At 63.7% G+C, this 16937-nt stretch carries 16 protein-coding genes; 7 read left to right on the forward strand and 9 right to left on the reverse strand.

Annotated elements, in window-relative coordinates; all coding sequences use genetic code 11:
• Positions 1 to 9 precede the first annotated feature (9 nt).
• The 4 genes from lpdA to EY713_RS01470 all read right to left on the reverse strand — a co-directional run bounded on the left by lpdA (position 10) and on the right by EY713_RS01470 (position 4729).
• The gene (lpdA, locus tag EY713_RS01455; protein WP_131113234.1) at positions 10 to 1422 is read right to left on the reverse strand and encodes a dihydrolipoyl dehydrogenase; all 1413 of its coding nucleotides are present in this window, start codon (positions 1420 to 1422) and stop codon (positions 10 to 12) included.
• Positions 1423 to 1548: 126 nt separating this feature from the next.
• Complete coding sequence (locus tag EY713_RS01460) at positions 1549 to 2541, reverse strand: Hsp33 family molecular chaperone (RefSeq protein ID WP_165490991.1); 993 nt, start codon at positions 2539 to 2541, stop codon at positions 1549 to 1551.
• Positions 2538 to 3515 carry an ornithine carbamoyltransferase gene (gene argF, locus EY713_RS01465; protein ID WP_131113235.1) on the reverse strand — a complete coding sequence of 326 codons (978 nt, stop codon included), beginning with the start codon at positions 3513 to 3515 and terminating at the stop codon, positions 2538 to 2540. Before argF ends, EY713_RS01460 begins: the two co-directional genes overlap by 4 nt.
• On the reverse strand, positions 3515 to 4729 hold the full coding sequence (locus tag EY713_RS01470; protein WP_131113236.1) for an aspartate aminotransferase family protein: 1215 nt from the start codon (positions 4727 to 4729) through the stop codon (positions 3515 to 3517). Before EY713_RS01470 ends, argF begins: the two co-directional genes overlap by 1 nt.
• A 389-nt stretch (positions 4730 to 5118) precedes the next feature.
• Between EY713_RS01470 and EY713_RS01475 the strand changes: the two genes are divergently transcribed.
• Together EY713_RS01475 and ligA are read left to right on the forward strand one after the other, a co-directional pair.
• Positions 5119 to 5637, forward strand: a complete 519-nt coding sequence (locus EY713_RS01475) for a GcrA family cell cycle regulator (protein ID WP_131113237.1) — start codon at positions 5119 to 5121, stop codon at positions 5635 to 5637.
• 167 nt (positions 5638 to 5804) lie between these two features.
• A complete protein-coding gene (gene ligA, locus EY713_RS01480) occupies positions 5805 to 7877 on the forward strand; it encodes an NAD-dependent DNA ligase LigA (protein ID WP_131113238.1) in 2073 nt (690 codons plus the stop codon).
• A 12-nt stretch (positions 7878 to 7889) separates the two neighbouring features.
• Here ligA and EY713_RS01485 read toward each other — a convergent pair whose 3' ends face one another.
• Entirely contained in the window at positions 7890 to 8243 is a 354-nt protein-coding gene (locus tag EY713_RS01485) for a hypothetical protein (protein ID WP_131113239.1), read from the reverse strand.
• A gap of 149 nt (positions 8244 to 8392) precedes the next feature.
• On the opposite strand from EY713_RS01485, the gene EY713_RS01490 reads away from it, so the two are divergent.
• The 3 genes from EY713_RS01490 (at position 8393) to EY713_RS01500 (ending at position 11694) form a co-directional block, all read left to right on the forward strand.
• The gene (locus tag EY713_RS01490; protein WP_131113240.1) at positions 8393 to 8860 is read left to right on the forward strand and encodes a MarR family winged helix-turn-helix transcriptional regulator; all 468 of its coding nucleotides are present in this window, start codon (positions 8393 to 8395) and stop codon (positions 8858 to 8860) included.
• 148 nt (positions 8861 to 9008) lie between these two features.
• Entirely contained in the window at positions 9009 to 10148 is a 1140-nt protein-coding gene (locus EY713_RS01495) for an HlyD family secretion protein (protein WP_131119131.1), read from the forward strand.
• Complete coding sequence (locus EY713_RS01500; RefSeq protein WP_131113241.1) at positions 10141 to 11694, forward strand: DHA2 family efflux MFS transporter permease subunit; 1554 nt, start codon at positions 10141 to 10143, stop codon at positions 11692 to 11694. The genes EY713_RS01495 and EY713_RS01500 overlap by 8 nt, the downstream gene beginning before the upstream one ends.
• A gap of 12 nt (positions 11695 to 11706) precedes the next feature.
• Here the strand turns inward: EY713_RS01500 and EY713_RS01505 are convergent, their stop codons facing one another.
• Positions 11707 to 13530 carry an aminopeptidase P family protein gene (locus EY713_RS01505; protein ID WP_131113242.1) on the reverse strand — a complete coding sequence of 608 codons (1824 nt, stop codon included), beginning with the start codon at positions 13528 to 13530 and terminating at the stop codon, positions 11707 to 11709.
• A 60-nt stretch (positions 13531 to 13590) separates the two neighbouring features.
• Here EY713_RS01505 and gloA2 point away from each other — a divergent pair, with 60 nt between their 5' ends.
• Entirely contained in the window at positions 13591 to 13971 is a 381-nt protein-coding gene (gene gloA2 / locus EY713_RS01510; protein ID WP_131113243.1) for an SMU1112c/YaeR family gloxylase I-like metalloprotein, read from the forward strand.
• Positions 13972 to 14002: 31 nt separating this feature from the next.
• Here the strand turns inward: gloA2 and EY713_RS01515 are convergent, their stop codons facing one another.
• On the reverse strand, positions 14003 to 14311 hold the full coding sequence (locus EY713_RS01515; RefSeq protein ID WP_131113244.1) for a putative quinol monooxygenase: 309 nt from the start codon (positions 14309 to 14311) through the stop codon (positions 14003 to 14005).
• A 242-nt stretch (positions 14312 to 14553) separates the two neighbouring features.
• Here EY713_RS01515 and rpmB point away from each other — a divergent pair, with 242 nt between their 5' ends.
• Positions 14554 to 14871 (forward strand): 50S ribosomal protein L28, encoded by a 318-nt coding sequence (gene rpmB, locus EY713_RS01520; protein WP_131113245.1) that lies wholly within the window; start codon positions 14554 to 14556, stop codon positions 14869 to 14871.
• 64 nt (positions 14872 to 14935) lie between these two features.
• On the opposite strand, the gene EY713_RS01525 is transcribed toward rpmB, so the two are convergent.
• Positions 14936 to 15172 carry a hypothetical protein gene (locus EY713_RS01525; protein WP_131119132.1) on the reverse strand — a complete coding sequence of 79 codons (237 nt, stop codon included), beginning with the start codon at positions 15170 to 15172 and terminating at the stop codon, positions 14936 to 14938.
• A 78-nt stretch (positions 15173 to 15250) separates the two neighbouring features.
• A complete protein-coding gene (locus EY713_RS01530; protein ID WP_245572849.1) occupies positions 15251 to 16816 on the reverse strand; it encodes an FGGY-family carbohydrate kinase in 1566 nt (521 codons plus the stop codon).
• Positions 16817 to 16937: the final 121 nt, after the last annotated feature.

Here is a 16937-nt window from a genome sequence, read left to right on the forward strand (position 1 = left end):
CCTCTCGGATCAGATGTGGATGGCGCGCTTCTCGACCGCCATGGCGGCCTCCTTGACGGCTTCCGACATCGTGGGATGGGCGTGGCAGGTGCGCGCCAAATCTTCGGACGAGCCGCCGAATTCCATCAACAAGGTCGCTTCCTGGATCAGTTCGCCGGCCACCGACGAGATCATGTGAACGCCGAGCACGCGGTCGGTCTCGGCATCGGCAAGCACCTTGACGAATCCGTCGGGATGGCGCGTCGCACGGGCACGACCATTGGCCGTATAAGGGAACTTGCCGACCTTATAGGCGACGCCCGCCGCCGTCAGATCTTCCTCGGTCGCACCCACCGATGCGACTTCCGGCATGGTGTAGACGACCGACGGGATCGCGGCGTAGTTCACGTGCCCCGCCTGCCCAGCCAAGATTTCGGCGACCGCAATCCCTTCGTCCTCGGCCTTGTGGGCCAGCATCGGGCCACGCACCACATCGCCAATGGCATAAATGCCCGGGACATTGGTGGCGAAATGATCGTCGATCACTACGCGGCCGCGATCCATCGCGACACCGGCGTCATCGCAGCCGAGGCCGTCCGTATTGGGACGACGACCGATCGCCACCAGAACGACGTCGGCATCGATCGTCTGAGCGTCTCCGCCGGCCGCCGGCGCGAATGAGACCGTCGCGCCACGCTCGTTCGAGCCTTCCGGCTTCAGTGTCACGCCCGACACCTTCTGGCCGAGATGGAACGTGATGCCCTGCTTGGCCTGGATGCGCTGGAATTGCTTTGCGGTCTCGGCATCCATACCGGGCAAGATGCGATCGAGATATTCGATTACGGTGACCTCGGCCCCAAGGCGGCGCCAGACCGAGCCGAGTTCGAGCCCGATGACGCCGGCCCCGATCACCGCCATCGTCTTCGGTACGCCATCGAGCACCAGAGCGCCGGTCGACGACACGATCGTCTTCTCGTCGATGGTGACGCCCGGCAGCGGCGTGACGCTGGAGCCGGTCGCGATCACGATCGCCTTGGTGTCGAGGGTCGTGACGGTGCCGTCCTCGGCCGTGACCTCGACGGATCCGGCACCTTTCAGACGGCCAGTGCCGATCACACTGTCGACTTTGTTCTTCTTGAACAGAAAGGCGACGCCGCTGACGTTCGACGCCACTGTGTCGTCGCGATGCTTCGACATGGCAGCCCAATCGAGCTGCGGCGGCGGCGTCACGATGCCGAGCGGCGCGAATTCGTGGCCGGCCGCCTCGAACATTTCCGACGCATAGAGCAAGGCTTTCGAGGGAATGCAGCCGATGTTGAGGCACGTGCCCCCGAACGTCTTGTTCTTTTCGACCACCGCGACTTTGAGGCCGAGTTGGGCCGCACGAATGGCGCACACATAGCCGCCCGGGCCAGTGCCGATGACAACGAGATCGTAGGACATGAGTTGGATCTGCCTGAACGTTCTGAGCGGTCTCGGGAGGCGAGGCCGGAAGGACACATGCGCCGCAAATGGGCGCGAGCATGAGCCCCAGGGCGGGGCGCAGCCCTCATATACGCGAAAGCCGCGTCAGGTTTTAGGTGGGGACGGGTCGAATTCTGATGGTTCGAAGTCACGGTGCGTGCCACAGAACTCGCAGGTTACGCCGATCAGCCCGCTTGCACCGACCATGTCGTGCCGCTCGGTCGGCGTGAAGCTCTTCAGCATGGCAGCAATGCGGTCGCGCGAACATCGGCACGAGTCGCGCAAATCATGCGGGTCGAAGACTGTCACGCCACGCTCATGGAACAGCCGATAGAGCAGCCGCTCGCTCGAGAGCTGCGGATCGACCAACTCGTGATCCTCGATCGTGCCAGAAAGCGCCTTTGCCTCGGCCCACGCATCATCGTCGGCTAACGGCTCGGGCACGATACCACCCGGTGCATCGCCAGGCGGCAGATCGGATTGGCGTCGGCGATCGTCCGATTGCGGCAGGAACTGCACCAGGAAACCGCCCGCGCGCCAGGCTGTGCCCTCGCCTGTGACACTCTGGGCGACCGCGAGACGGACGACTGTCGGGATCTGTTCGGACTGCTTGAAATATTGGTCGGCGGCCGCTTCGAGCCCCTGCCCTTCGAGCGGCACGATGCCTTGATAGCGGCTCTGCTCGCCCCCTTGCTCGATCGTCAGCGCGAGATGGCCCTGACCAAGCAATTCGGCCGATGACAGCCGGCCGTCGGCCTCCGTCAGCCGATCCGCATCGAACCGCGCGAAAGCACGCAAGCGATCCGGCGCATCGAAATCCACCACCAGCATATCGACGATACCATCGGTCCGCGTCTGCAGCTGGAAGCGGCCATCGAATTTGAGAGATGTCCCAAGCAATGCCGTGAGCGCCGTCGCCTCGCCGACGAGCCGCGCCACCGGCTCCGGATAGCCATGCTTGCGGAGGATCTGGTCCACCGACGGACCGAGCCGCACGACGCGACCGCGCACGTCCAGCGGCGTCACGGTAAACGGCAAAGCGATGTCGTCCCGTCCGCTATCGGACACGGGACGCGTTTCGGCCGGCGTCATGGTCATGCTGGGACGACCCTTGACGCATGGCTGGCCCCGATCGACGGGACGGCGCCGAGGCACCAGGCCAGAATGCCCTTCTGAGCATGGAGGCGGTTCTCGGCTTCGTCGAACACCACCGACTGCGGCCCGTCGATCACCTCGTCGGTGACCTCTTCGCCGCGGTGCGCCGGGAGGCAATGCATGAAGATGGCGTCCTTCGCGGCTGCGGCCATCAGCTTGGCATTGACCTGATACGGCGCCAGCAGATTATGCCGGTGGCTCTCGTCTTCGTCACCCATCGACACCCAGCAATCCGAAATGACCGCCGACGCGTTGCGGACGGCCTCGAACGGGTCGTTCATCACCGAGAGCGCCGCGCCTTCACGGCGGGCCCAGTCGACGAGTTCCGTCGAGGGAGCGAGTTCGGGCGGTGTCGCGACGTTGATGGCGAAATCGAACTGCTTGGCCGCATGCACCCAGCTCGCCAGCACGTTATTGGCGTCGCCGCTCCACGCCACGGTTCGACCCTTGATGGGTCCGCGATGCTCCTCGAACGTCATGACATCAGCCATGACCTGACAGGGATGCGACGTCTTGGTCAGCCCGTTGATGACCGGCACGGTCGCATGAGCCGCAAATTCGGCGAGGTCCGCCTCGTCGAGAATACGCAGCATCACCGCATCGACATAACGCGATAGCACACGGGCCGTATCGGCGATCGTCTCGCCGCGCCCAAGCTGCATTTCGGCACCAGTCAGCATGATGGTCTCGCCGCCGAGCTCCCGCATGCCGACGTCGAAGGAGATGCGGGTGCGGGTCGAGGGTTTGTCGAACACCATCGCCAGCACCTTGCCATCGAGCGGGCGCTGCTTATCGAACCGGCCCTCGCGAGCGCGGCGGTGCTTCATCGCCGAGGCGAAGTCCAGCACGGCGCGCAGGTCTTCGGCCGGGATGTCGTTGAGGTCGAGAAAATGCTGCGCGCTCTTGCCTGCGTCCATCACGCGGCTCCCTTCGGCTCGGCCAATTCGAGATCGAGCATGGTGGCTTCGATATCCGAACAGGCCGCATCCATGCGCCGGACCGCTTCGGCGATCTCGGCATCCGTCACGATCATCGGCGGCAACAGCCGCACCACATTGTCACCGGCCGCGATCGTCAACAGGTGACGGGCTCGCGCCGCCTTGACGAAATCGACGTTGGGAACCCGCATCTTCAAACCCATCAACAGCCCGACGCCACGCACCTCCCCGACGACACGGGGATGGCGGTCCTGAAGTTCCGCCAGCCGCTGCTTCAGCGCCAATCCGGCCTGTTTCACGCGATCGAGAAATGCCGGTTCCAGCACGACGTCGAGTACGGCGTTGCCGACGCTCATGGCGAGCGGATTACCCCCGAACGTGCTGCCATGCGTCCCGACCGTCATGCCCCTGGCGGCCTCGCGCGTCGCCAGACACGCGCCCATGGGAAAGCCGCCGCCGATGCCCTTGGCGACCGACATGATATCCGGCTCGATCCCGCTCTGCTCATAGGCGAAAAAATTGCCCGAGCGGCCGACGCCGGTCTGCACTTCGTCGAGGATCAGCAGCAAACCGTGGCTGTCGCACAAGGCCCGGAGATCCCGCAGCATCTGGGCCGGCACGACGCGCACGCCGCCCTCGCCCTGCACCGGCTCGATCAACATCGCGGCCGTCTCCGGGCCGATGGCGGCCTTGAGGGCAGCCTCGTCCCCAAACGGCACCTGATCGAACCCATCGACCTTCGGCCCAAATCCATCGATGTATTTCTGCTGTCCACCGGCCGCGATCGTCGCGAGGGTCCGGCCATGAAAGGCGCCCTCGAACGTGATGATGCGGAACCGCTCGGGATGGCCTCCGGCCGCATGGTATTTGCGCGCCATCTTGATCGAGGCCTCGTTCGCCTCTGCGCCGGAATTGGTGAAGAACACCACATCGGCGAAGGTCGCCCCGGTCAGGCGCTCGGCCAGCCGCTCGCCATCCGGAATACGGTAGAGATTGGACGTATGCCAAATCTTGCCGGCCTGTTCGACCAAAGCCGCGACGAGATGCGGATGCGAGTGACCGAGGCCGGTCACCGCGACGCCGCTGCCGAAATCGAGATAGCGCTCCCCATCCGTCGACGTCAGCCAAGCGCCGTCTCCCCGCTCGAAGCTTAGTTCCGCTCTGGCATAGGTGGGCAGGATGACTGAAAGCACGGCTGGACGCTCCATTTGATGATCCAGAGATCGAAAGACCCCTGAGCCATGCCGCAAAAACCAATTTGCCGCCCGAGAGGACGGCAAAATGCTAGTCGGCATGATTACGGGTTTCACCAAGCGCCGTCAAACCTTTGTTCGCGCTCGGATTAATTCAAAAATCCCGGAGACTTGGCGGTCTTCGGCCCGCAGCCGACTGTTGAAAACTACAATGAAGTCACGCGGACTCTTGCGCCCGATTCGCGCCTCGGTATAGATTCTTGACAGCCGCATACGGGTTATGCGGTCACGTAAAAACAATCCCGAATAATTGCGTTGCGTGACATCGGCGTGAGCCGGTGCGGAGTATGATTCTCTTTTTCCGTGCGTAATCAACCACAGGAGAGGCCATGTCCTGGAATGATGAACGCGTAGAACTCTTGAGCAAATTGTGGCTCGAAGGGCGAAGCGCAAGCCAGATCGCAGCAGAACTGGGTCTCGGCGTCACGCGAAACGCTGTGATCGGTAAAGTGCATCGGCTCGGCCTGTCGGGTCGCGCCAAGATCGCGGCGCCAGCCGCGACACAGGGACGCTTGCGGCCCAAGGCTCCGCAAAAGGCGGAGCAGGATCGCATGCCGTCGCCCTTGTCGGCCCAACCGCTGGTCGAGCCGGAACCCGAGACCGAGACCGTCGCGGCGCCCGTTGCCACGCCGATCGCCGATGTCGTCATACCGTTTTCGACCCGGGTCACGATCATGGACCTGCGCGAAAGCATGTGCCGCTGGCCGATCGGCGATCCAGCCAGCGCTGAGTTCCGCTATTGTGGATCGAAGTCGGCGCTCGGGCCCTACTGCATGGACCATGCGCGTCTCGCGTTCCAACCAACGCAGGAACGCCGTCGCGTTGAACGTTTCGCTCGCATCGCCTGAGCCTGCGCGTCGGCTGCGCTCTCGGTTCGTTTGCGGCACATACGAACCGAAGGCGCCGTCCGACGCGACATCAGCCTGACGCGTGTCACGACAAACCGTGTGCCGGTATTTTGGCCGAAACCTTTTTCGGCTAGAACCGGCGCATGGCCGACCCGATCCGAACAGCTATGACCGAAGCCGACGCCAGCGCGGACCATGCGCGGTTGGCGGCCGAGATTGCGGGGCACGACAAAGCCTATCATCAGGACGACGCGCCGACGATCTCGGACGCGGATTACGATGCTTTGCGCCGCCGCCTTGTCGCATTAGAGACCGCATTTCCGGCCTTGCGGCCGCCGCCTGACGAGCGGGTTGGTGCGGCGCCGTCGGAAAAATTTGCCAAGGTTCGCCATAAAGTTCCGATGCTGTCGCTCGGCAACGTCTTCGCGGACGACGAGGTGACGGATTTTGTGGCGCGCGTTCGCCGCTTTCTCGGTCTCGCAGCGGACGCACCGCTTCCGATCACGGCCGAGCCGAAGATCGACGGACTGTCTTGCGCCTTGCGCTACGAACAGGGTGTGCTGGTTCTGGCGGCCACCCGGGGCGACGGATATGAGGGCGAGGATGTCACGGCCAACATCCTCACCGTGAAGGCGATCCCCAAGCGGCTGACGGGTCGCGACGTTCCACCCATCTGCGAAGTGCGTGGCGAGATCTTCCTGACCAAGGAGGATTTTGCGGCCTTGAACCACCGCCAAGCCGAGGCCGGCAAACCCACATTCGCCAATCCGCGCAATTCGGCCGCAGGCTCGCTGCGCCAACTCGATCCCGCGGTTACGGCGGACCGGCCGCTCAAATTCTTCGCCTATGCCTGGGGCGAGATGACGTCGCTTCCCGCCCCGACCCAGAGCGGCATGGTGGCGGCCTTTCGCCGATGGGGTCTGCCGACCAATCCGCTGACGGCGGTATGCGCCTCCGCCGACGATCTCATCGCGCATTATCGGGCCATCGAAACCCAGCGTGCGACGCTGCCCTATGACATCGATGGCGTCGTCTACAAGGTCGACGATCTCGCCCTGCAAGGCCGGCTCGGCTTCGTGTCGCGCGCACCGCGCTGGGCGGTTGCGCATAAATTTCCGGCGGAGCGCGCCACGACGCGGCTTGAGGCGATCGACATCCAGGTCGGCCGCACCGGCTCCCTGACGCCGGTTGCCCGGCTACACCCCGTGACGGTCGGCGGTGTCGTGGTGGTGAATGCCACGCTGCATAACGAGGATGAGATCGCTCGCAAGGATGTGCGGATCGGCGACATCGTCGCGGTGCAGCGGGCCGGCGACGTCATCCCGCAGATTATCGGCCCCGTGCTGGCCGAGGGCGAGGTGCGCGGCGAGCCGTTCCAGTTTCCCGACACGTGCCCGGCTTGCGGTTCGGCCGCCTTGCGCGAAATCGATCCGAAAACAGGGGTCGCCGACGTTGTCCGCCGCTGCACGGGGGGCCTGATCTGCCCGGCCCAGGCGGTCGAGCGTCTGAAACACTTCTGTTCCCGCAACGCGCTCGACATAGAAGGGCTCGGCGACAAGCAGATCGAACTCTTCTACGGCGAGGGACTGATCCGAACGCCGGCCGACATCTTCACCCTGGCGACACGCGACAAGGCGTCTCTGACCAGCCTGTCGGAGCGGCCGGGCTTTGGCAAGACCTCGGTCAAGAACCTGTTTGCGGCCATCGACGAGCGTCGGCGCATTCCGGTCAATCGCTTCATCTATGCGCTCGGTATCCGCCACGTCGGTGAGACCAACGCGCGGCGGCTGGCGCGGCATTGCGGCAGCTTCGATGCACTTCGTGCCTTGGCCGAGAGCGCCATCGAGCCGGGCTCGGAGGCATGGGCGGAATTGCGCGATATCGAGGGGCTGGGCGACGTGGTGGCGCAAGCCCTGGCCGACTTTTTTGCCGAGCCGCATAATCAAACTGTGGTCGATGCGCTTCTGGCCGAGGTGACGCCCGAGCCGATGGAGGCTGTCGCCTCGCAAAGCCCGGTGGCGGGCAAGACCATCGTGTTCACCGGCGGCCTCGAAAAGATGACGCGCGAGGAAGCCAAAGCGCGCGCCGAAGCGCTGGGCGCGAAGGTCTCAGGGTCGGTCTCCAGGAAAACCACGCTTGTGGTGGCCGGCCCGGGTGCGGGCTCGAAACTCGCCAAGGCGGCGGAATTCGGCATCGAGGTCATCAGCGAAGAGGATTGGATCGCGCTGGCGTCGGGATGATCGCCGCAAAAGCTACATGCCTGTCTTGCGGGCCTGACACAGAATGATCGGGCTCGACAGAGCATAGGTAAATCCATTGCCCGTGTAGACGGTCTGATTGGACGTCCCCGGCTGAAGCAGGAACGAGCCTTCGACGATGCTCTGCCCATTGCTGGTGGTCATCATGGCCCAACTGAAGGTGCAGAATTGCGCCGGAGCGTCAGGATTTGTGTGGCTGCACACGAGTTGCGCGCCGCCCATCATCGCAAAGCCCCCGCAGGTGAAGGTTGGCGCTGCGCCAGCCGGCACGCTCCAGATCGGCAGTTGAAGCAGCGTCAACGCGAGGCCGGCGCAGGCCCGCTGGGCGGTCGTCCATGTCGATGTCATCGCGTCCGATTTCCCAAGCCACGTTACCCCTCGGTTCAGTCGATATTCGTTTCTATCGACACCATAAGCTTGTATATGATTGAGGTCGCACTAAGTGGTTTACAAGTTTGTTGATGACGCGGCCGGCGCGCGGAGGAATGACGACATCCATGTCTACTGGGTCCGCCACAGTTGGTTTTCTGCTGCATGACATCGCTCGCATGATGAGGAAGCGCTTCGAGCAGCGCGCCTCGTCGCTGGGGTTCACGCGCTCGCAATGGCAGGTGCTGGTCCATCTCGCCAAGAACGAAGGCATTCATCAAGCGGGTCTGGCCGACATTCTGGAAGTTGAGCCGATCAGTCTCGTCCGCATTCTCGATCGCCTCGCGGCACGCGGTCTAGTGGAGCGTCGCCAGCATCCGACGGATCGTCGCGTCTGGCTTCTCTACCTGACGCCGGCGGCGCATCCGAGCTTGTCGCTGCTGCGCGAGATCGGCGAGGTAACGCGAGCCGAAACGCTGGCTGGGCTGCCCGACGAGGATCAGGTGCGGCTCGTCACGATGCTCAATCGTCTAAAATCGAATCTGGTCGTTGCCTGCGCGTCTCCGGTCGACGCCAAAGAGGTCAGTCATGGTTGACGGCGCACATCCCAATATCGCGGACGATCATCCCGATCTCGTCGACCTCGATGAGCGCGTCAGCCGGCTCGAAGGTCGGAACGAGTTGGCCACTCCGGTCCCTAACGCCCTCCGCCAGGACCCGAAGCCCGCCACCCCCGAGGCGCCCATGGTGGCCGAAGCCGTACCGGCCGAACCGGTCCCGCATGGCCCACCCGTCACCGAGGCACCTGTCAGTACGCCGAAGCGCAAACGACGTGTCTTGCGGCCGCTTCTGTTCGCGGCTTTGCCGGTGGCGCTGATTTACGGCGGTTACGTTTATGTAACGGGTGGGCAGATCATGTCGACCGACAACGCCTATGTCGCGGCTCAACGGCTTGGTGTCTCGACCGATGTGTCGGGGACCGTGGCGGCGGTCGCGGTTCACACGAACGAACATGTCACCAAAGGCGAGGTTCTGTTCCGGCTCAAGAGCGACAGTTTTCAGATCGCGCTCGATGCTGCGGAGGCGCAACTCGGGACGGTTCGCAATCAGGTCCTGACCCTGCAGGCGAGCTACAAACAGTCCTTGTCGATGATCGATCAGGCCAAGGCCGACCTGCCGTTTTACGAAACGGCGTTCAAGCGCCAAGTCGATCTCATGAATTCGTCGGTCGCCTCGAAAGCGATCTACGACCAAGCGCAGCATGATCTCGTTGCGACGCGGCAGAAGGTTTCCGTCGCGCAGGCGCAAGCGCAGGCCATGTTGGCGCAGCTCGGCACGGACGAGAACCAACCCGTCGAGCAGAACCCGTTCTACCTGCAGGCGAAGTCGGCCGTCGACAACGCCCGGCGTGACCTCAACGATACGGTCGTCAGAGCACCCTTCGACGGCATCGTCACCAATGTCGACGCCTTGCAGGTCGGCGGCTACCTCAAGGCGTCGCAAGCTGGATTCAGCCTGATCTCCGAAACCAATATGTGGGTCGATGCAAGCCCGAAGGAGACTGAACTGACCTATGTGCGGCCGGGGCAAAGCGCGAGCGTGACGGTCGACACCTATCCCGACGTCGTGTGGACCGGCACAGTGGAGAGCATCAGCCCCGCCTCGGGATCGAGCTTCTCGCTGCTCCCGGCACAAAACACGACCGGCAATTGGGTCAAGGTGGTGCAGCGCATTCCGATGCGGGTGCGTCTCGATCTCACGCCGGGCAAACCGCCGCTCCGGGTCGGCATGAGCGTCGTGGTCGATGTCGACACCGGACATGCGCGCGGCTTGCCCGATCTGATCAAGACCCTCCTCGATCGAGTCCACATCCATCATGGCTAGCGCGGCGAGCGGCAGCGGTTCGTTCGCGATCGTCGCCAATCGCGGCGCCATCACGGCCTCGATCATCCTGGCCGTGATCATGCAGGCGCTCGACACGACGATCGCCAACGTGGCCCTGCCCTACATTCAAGGCAGCGTCTCGGCGAGCGCCGACCAGATCAACTGGGTGCTCACCTCCTACATCACCGCCGCCGCCATCATGACGCCGCCGTCTGGCTATTTCGCCTCGCGGTTCGGTCGCAAGCGCGTCTTGCTGGTCGCGATCGCCGGCTTCGTGGTCGCCTCGGTGCTTTGCGGCATCGCTCAGTCGCTGCTGCAGATCGTCGGCTTTCGCTTGCTGCAGGGCTTCTTCGGCGCGGCCTTGGTGCCGCTGTCGCAATCGATCCTGCTCGATATCTACTCCCCCGAGGAGCGCGGCTCCGCCATGGCGGTCTTCGGCGTGTCGATCATGGTCGGGCCGGTGCTCGGCCCGGTGATCGGCGGCTGGCTGACCGATCACATCAGCTGGCGATGGGTGTTCTACATCAACGTCGGAATCGGCGCGATCGCGTTCGCGGGCGTCAGCGCCTTCGTGACCGAAACCAAGCTGGATCTCGCCGGCAAGCTCGATTGGCTCGGATTCGGGACCCTCAGCGTGACGATCGCGGCCTTGCAGATCTTCCTCGATCGTGGCGAGCAGCTCGATTGGTTCTCGTCCGGCGAGATCATCATCGAAGCGCTGATCTGCGCCTGCGCGTTCTATCTTTTCCTGGTCCATACGTTCACGGCCAAAGGCAACAGCTTCGTCAAGCCGAGGCTGTTCCTCGATCGCAATTTCGCGCTCGGCATGATCTTTATCTTCATCGTCGGCGTGACCTATCTAGCCTCGATGGCGCTCATGACGCCCTACCTGCAAAGCCTGATGGGCTACCCGATCGTGACGGCCGGCCTCGTCATGGGGCCGCGCGGCATGGGAACGATGGTATGTATGTTTGCGGTCGGCAAGCTCATCGGCAAGGTCGAGACGCGCTGGCTGCTGCTGATCGGCCTGGGCCTGACGGCCTGGGCCATGTGGGACATGACCGGCTGGACCCCCGATGTGTCGCAGGGAAGGATCGTGGTCACGGGCTTCATACAGGGTGCCGGCCTTGGCTTTCTCTTCGTGCCATTGTCGGTCGTGACCTTCGCGACCCTCCCGGCCTCGAGCCGTGGCGATGCGACGGGCCTTTACAATCTGTCGCGCAACATCGGCTCGAGCGTCGGGATTTCAGTGGTATCGGCGCTGCTGACCGAAAACATCCAGGTCAACCACGCCGACATCGCCAGCTACGTCACCGCCTTCAATCCAATGTTCCGGTTGCCGGCCGTGCTACAGACGCTCAGCCCGTTCACGGCGGCGGGACGTGCGGCGCTCGATAGCGTCATCACCGAACAAGCCACGACGATCGGCTACATGGACGATTTCAAGCTCATGATGATCATGGCGCTGGCCGCGATGCCGCTGGTGTTTCTGCTCAAAAAGGCAGCGCAGCCGGCGGCGATCGACCACAGTGCCGTGATGGAATAAGGCAAGCGCCGATCAAGCTTCCGCGAGCGGCCGGGTCGCGTGCTCCAGCCAGGATCTAACATCCGGCTCGACCAGCGGCGACACGATCGCCCGTACGGTCTCGTGATAGGCGTCGAGCCAGGTTCGCTCCTCCATCGTGAGCAGGCCCGCCTCGACGAGCTTGAGGTCGATCGGCGCAAACGTCAGCGTCTCGAACCCGAGCATCGGACGCTCCGCCCCTGAGATCTCCCGCGATTCGACCAACAGCAGGTTTTCGATCCGAATGCCCCAATGGCCCGCTTTGTAATAGCCGGGTTCGTTGGACAGGATCATACCCTCGACCAGTGCGACCGTGCCGGTTTTGGCGATGCGCTGCGGTCCTTCATGCACCGACAGATAGGCGCCGACGCCGTGGCCCGTGCCATGGTCGAAGTCGAGCCCGGCCTGCCATAGGAACTGCCGGGCGAAACTGTCGAGTTGGGCGCCCGATACGCCTTGCGGGAACACCGATCGGGCGATCGCGATATGCCCTTTGAGCACGCGGGTGAACCGATCGCGCATCTCCGCAGAGGCATCCCCCACCACCACGGTGCGGGTAATGTCGGTCGTGCCGTCTTCATATTGCGCGCCGCTGTCGATCAGAAAGATGCCCTGCCCGATCGATCGGTTCGACGCCGTCGTGACGCGATAATGCGGAATGGCGGCATGTGGGCCGAAGCCGGCGATCGTCGGAAACGACACATCCTTGAGAAGCCCCGTATCACGCCGGAAGCTCTCCAGCGCCTCGACCGCGTCAATCTCGGTCAAGCCGCCCTTTGGCGCCTCGCGATCGAACCAGGCTAGAAAGCGGACGACGGCTGCGGCATCGCGGCGATGCGCGTCGCGCGATCCCTGCCGCTCCGCCTGTGTCTTCGCCGCCTTCATCAAGGCAATCGGATCCGCCACCACATCGGCGCGACCGCCCGCGTCGGTGACGGCCGACTTCAACTTTTGCGGCGCCGTCGCGGCGTCGAACATCACGACACCGCCGCCGGCACCGAGCGCCGCGAGATCACCCGTCAGGCGCCTCGGCTCGACGATGTCGGCCAGAGCCTCCAAGGCATCGCGGACGCTGTTGGAAAGCTTTCGCCCATCGAGATAGAGGGTCGGGCGTCCCTCACGCGGCAGCAGCGCAAACCCAAGCGGCAGCGGCGTATGCCCGACGTCATCGCCTCTGATGTTGAAGGTCCAGGCCATTGCATGCGGATCGCTGACCAAGAGCGCAGCGGCGTCTTTCATCGCGCCACGAATGTCGGCGAACTTGCCCGAGACGTCCCGTCCGGCCAACGCATCGCGATACAGCGCGATCTGACCGAAACGCGGCGCGGGGCGATCCGCCCAGACGGCATCGATCGGATTACGGTCCAACGCCACGAGGGTCGCACCGGCTCCCGTCACCGCCTTGTCGAGCCGCTCGACCTGAGCCGGCGTGTGGAGCCATGGATCGTAGCCGAGCCGGTCCCCTTTTTTGAGATGGGTCGACAGCCATGTCTCCGGCGGGTTGTCGATCAGCGACTGCGGCGCCAACACCGTTCCATCGACCTGATCGACGACCTGGATCGTGTAGCGTCCGTCGACGAAGATCGCGGCACTATCGCGCAACACGATCGCGGTCCCGGCCGAGCCGGTAAACCCGGTGAGCCACGCCAGACGCTCGGCGCAAGCGGGTACATATTCGTTCTGATGTTCGTCGGCGCGCGGCACGATAAAGCCGTCGACGCCATGGCGCGCCAAGGCGGCGCGGAGCAAGGCAACGCGCGGGCCGCCTTGTGTCGGATCGGCGGTTTCGTCAAAGGATTGGAACTGAGCTTTGGACATGCGGTCAGATTAGTGCAGGTCCAGCCCAAGCGAAACGCCAATCGGCGGAAGGCCGTCACGATGCTCAACGCAATCCACCACGTTGCCCTGATCGCCTCCGACTATGAACGATCCAAGCGATTTTACAGCGAGACCCTGGGACTGCCGATCATCCGCGAGGTGTGGCGGGAGGCGCGCCGCTCGTGGAAATGCGATCTCCAGGTCGGCTCGTCACAGATCGAGTTATTCTCGTTTCCAGAAGCCCCGCCCCGGCCCTCATGGCCGGAAGCCTGCGGGCTGCGGCACCTCGCTTTTGAGGTTGACCGGCTCGACCCGATCATTCAGCGGCTCGACGATGCCGGCGTCACCGTCGAACCGGTTCGGATCGACGAGCACACGGGTCGGCGTTTCACCTTCTTCGCCGACCCGGATGGGCTGCCGCTCGAACTCTACGAACGGTGAGCCTTGGGCCCGGTCCCCGGTCGTTTCAGGATCAGCCCGGAAGCTTGTCGGCGAGGATTTCCATCTTGTGGATCTGCGGCGGTTCGGCGAAGAGATCACCGGCCGCAGCCTTTTCCATCAAAGCGGCAGCGACTTTGCCATTGAGATGAGCGTCGCGACCGGCTTCATCGTCGAACGTGTCGAAGATCGCGAAGGAGGACGGACCCTCCTTAATGGCGAACCAGGATCGGGTGCCGGGCTCCGCATTGACCAAAGGAAGAGCGGAGCGGAGAAATTCCGCGACTTCGTCTTCCTTCCCGGGCTTGGCTTTCAGCGGAACATAAAGTGCAAATTTGGTCATGGCGTTGTCCTCCAAGAGACACGATGAGCATAGGGCGGTGACACGCGATTGAAAGGCGCCCCGGTCCGAGCAGCGTCTTGACGCTTGCGCCGCAACCCCGTATAGACCCGCCTTCTGGGACGTGGCGGGCTCGTGCTCGCGACATCCCTATTCACTCGATTTTCGTGGCTGATAGGTCCCGGGTCACCGGTCCTTCGCATTTTTTTGCCGGCCGCAAACAACTGTCCCGAAGGATGAAGTCCATGGCCCGCCGTTGTGAACTGACCGGCAAAGCCGTCCAAAGCGGCAATCTCGTCAGCCACTCCAATCACAAGACGCGCACCCGGTTCCTCCCGAACCTGTGCAATGTCACGCTCATCTCGGAAGCTCTCGAGCGTTCGGTTCGCCTCCGTGTCGCGGCAGCTTCGCTGCGGAGCGTCGAGCATCGGGGCGGCCTCGATGCCTTTCTGATCAAGGCGGATGACAGCGATCTGTCGCAAAACGCCCGTGTGTTGAAGCGCGAAATCAAGAAGCGGACCGCCGCTTCCGCAGCGACCGCGTCGGCATCCGAAGCCGCTTGATCTAAAGCGTCTCAAATAAAACGGCCGGACTTGCGTCCGGCCGTTTTGCGTTGTTTCCGGTGCCTTACATGCTCTGGCTATTCGGCGCTTGTTGCTGCTGACGCTGCTGATCCTGCATCCGCTGCTGGTTGGCACGATGGCGACCATAGGCGCAACCCGCCGCTGCACCGAGAAAGCCGTGATGGCCGGCGTAATGCCCCGCGATGCCGCCGACAATCGCGCCTTTAATGCATCCCTTGGCCTGAGCCTCGGTCGCCACGAAGGCCGAGCCCATCATGGCCACGACCGCAATCCATTTCATCATGACATTCCCCCTGGTTATGTCTGGCTGGACAACGCGCGAGCGGCTCGAAATATCCGGCCAAGGCGCAGCTTGGATTTAAGCGTCCCGCATGTCGGATAAGGCGGCCATGAGGTCCTTCGTCTGCTGGTAGAGGGCCTTGTAGATCGGGAAGCGCCGATCATAGATCCTCTGCGTGCTTTCATCCGGCTGTTCGACCCGCACAGTTGCGTTCCATCGTTCGATGTCGCCCAGCACCGCATAGCCCGTGGCGACAGCGGCCAGGAACGCATCCCCGAGGCTCGCGCCCGTCGTCACCTCACGAAGAATTTGGGCATGGCCGCTCGCATCGGACACCGCCTTCAACCACACCGCATTGTTGGTGCCGCCCCCGACCGCGATGACGCGCTCCGGCGGCTGGCCGACGTCGGCATAGGTCTCGGTGATGTGACGGACCGCAAATCCGATTCCCTCGATCATGGCGCGATAGACATCCGCTCGCGTATGGGTGAGATCGAGGCCGAAAATGCAGCCCTTTGCCTTGGTGTCGTGGATGGGCGTTCGCTCACCGGAGAAATATGGCAGGACGACCAGCCCCTTCGCCCCGGGCGGGGACGTCGCGCCCTCCCGCGCCATAGTTTGCATCACCTCGGCGGGATCGATCTCACGGGCGAACTGGTCGGCAAACCACCGGGTCAGGGTGCCGCTCGTTGCCAACCCGGCCTGGCTCGCCTCGAGCCCTTCAAACAACCAGGGCGCGTACCACAGACGCGAGTCGCGCACCGGCTTGGCCGTCACCAAAATAACAAAGATGGTCGAGCCATACATCAGCATCATGTCGCCGGGGCCGGTGACCCCGACGCTCACGGCTTCGGCTGCCGCATCGATGGTGCCACACAGAACCGGCGTCCCCACCGCGAGGCCGGTTTCGCGTGCGGCCTGCTCGGTGACCGTACCGGCGATGTCGCTGCTCCAGATCAGGCGTGGCAGGTAAGCGAGGTCGACGATGCCGTCGGCGAAGTCCGAGCTCCAGGCATTTGCGGCGGCATCATAGAGCGGCGTGAACCCCGCCGCCGTAAAATGGTCCATCACATAGTCGCCGGTCAGGCGATACGTGATGTAGGGCGTCGCGCTGAGAAACATCCGGGCCCTGGCGTAAAGATCCGGCCGCTTGTTCTTCAGCCACAGGATCTTCGGGCCGACAGACTGGCTCGTCAGCGCGTTGCCGCAGCGAGCCAGCAGGGTGTCGCGTCCGATCGCCGTGGTGAGCTGTTCGATCTCGTCGGCCGCGCGAGTATCGACGCCGTAGAGCACGCCGTTGCACAAGGGCTGTCCCGCCTCGTCGAGCGGCAGCATGCACGGCCCGATGGCGCTTGCGGCCACCGCCTTGACGTCCGAAGGATCGACGCCGCTCTCGGCCAGCAGCTTGCGCGCGATGACGGTGAAATCCCCCCACCAATCCTCTTCGGCCCGATGTTCGGCCCAGCCCGGCTGCGGCACGATCATCTTGTGTGGCTGCATGGCGCGCGCGACGATGCGGCCATCCGCCGTGGTGAGGACGCCTTTCGACTCGAACGTGCCGATGTCGACACCCATGAAATAAACCATTCCGCCCTCCGTCAGCACCGGCAGCTTTACGGCGTTCGGGTCGGCGATCCAAGCCACACGACCCCATAAGGGCCGGCAAGCCCGCATGGTAACGACATGTTGACGGTGATCCGAAGTCGCGCGTCGCCGGTAACCAGCCGATCAGCATCGCGCCCGCATGACTAGCGGGCGATAGGCG

Origin of the sequence: Lichenihabitans psoromatis, from assembly GCF_004323635.1 — a bacterium.
GTDB classification, from domain to species: domain Bacteria; phylum Pseudomonadota; class Alphaproteobacteria; order Rhizobiales; family Beijerinckiaceae; genus Lichenihabitans; species Lichenihabitans psoromatis.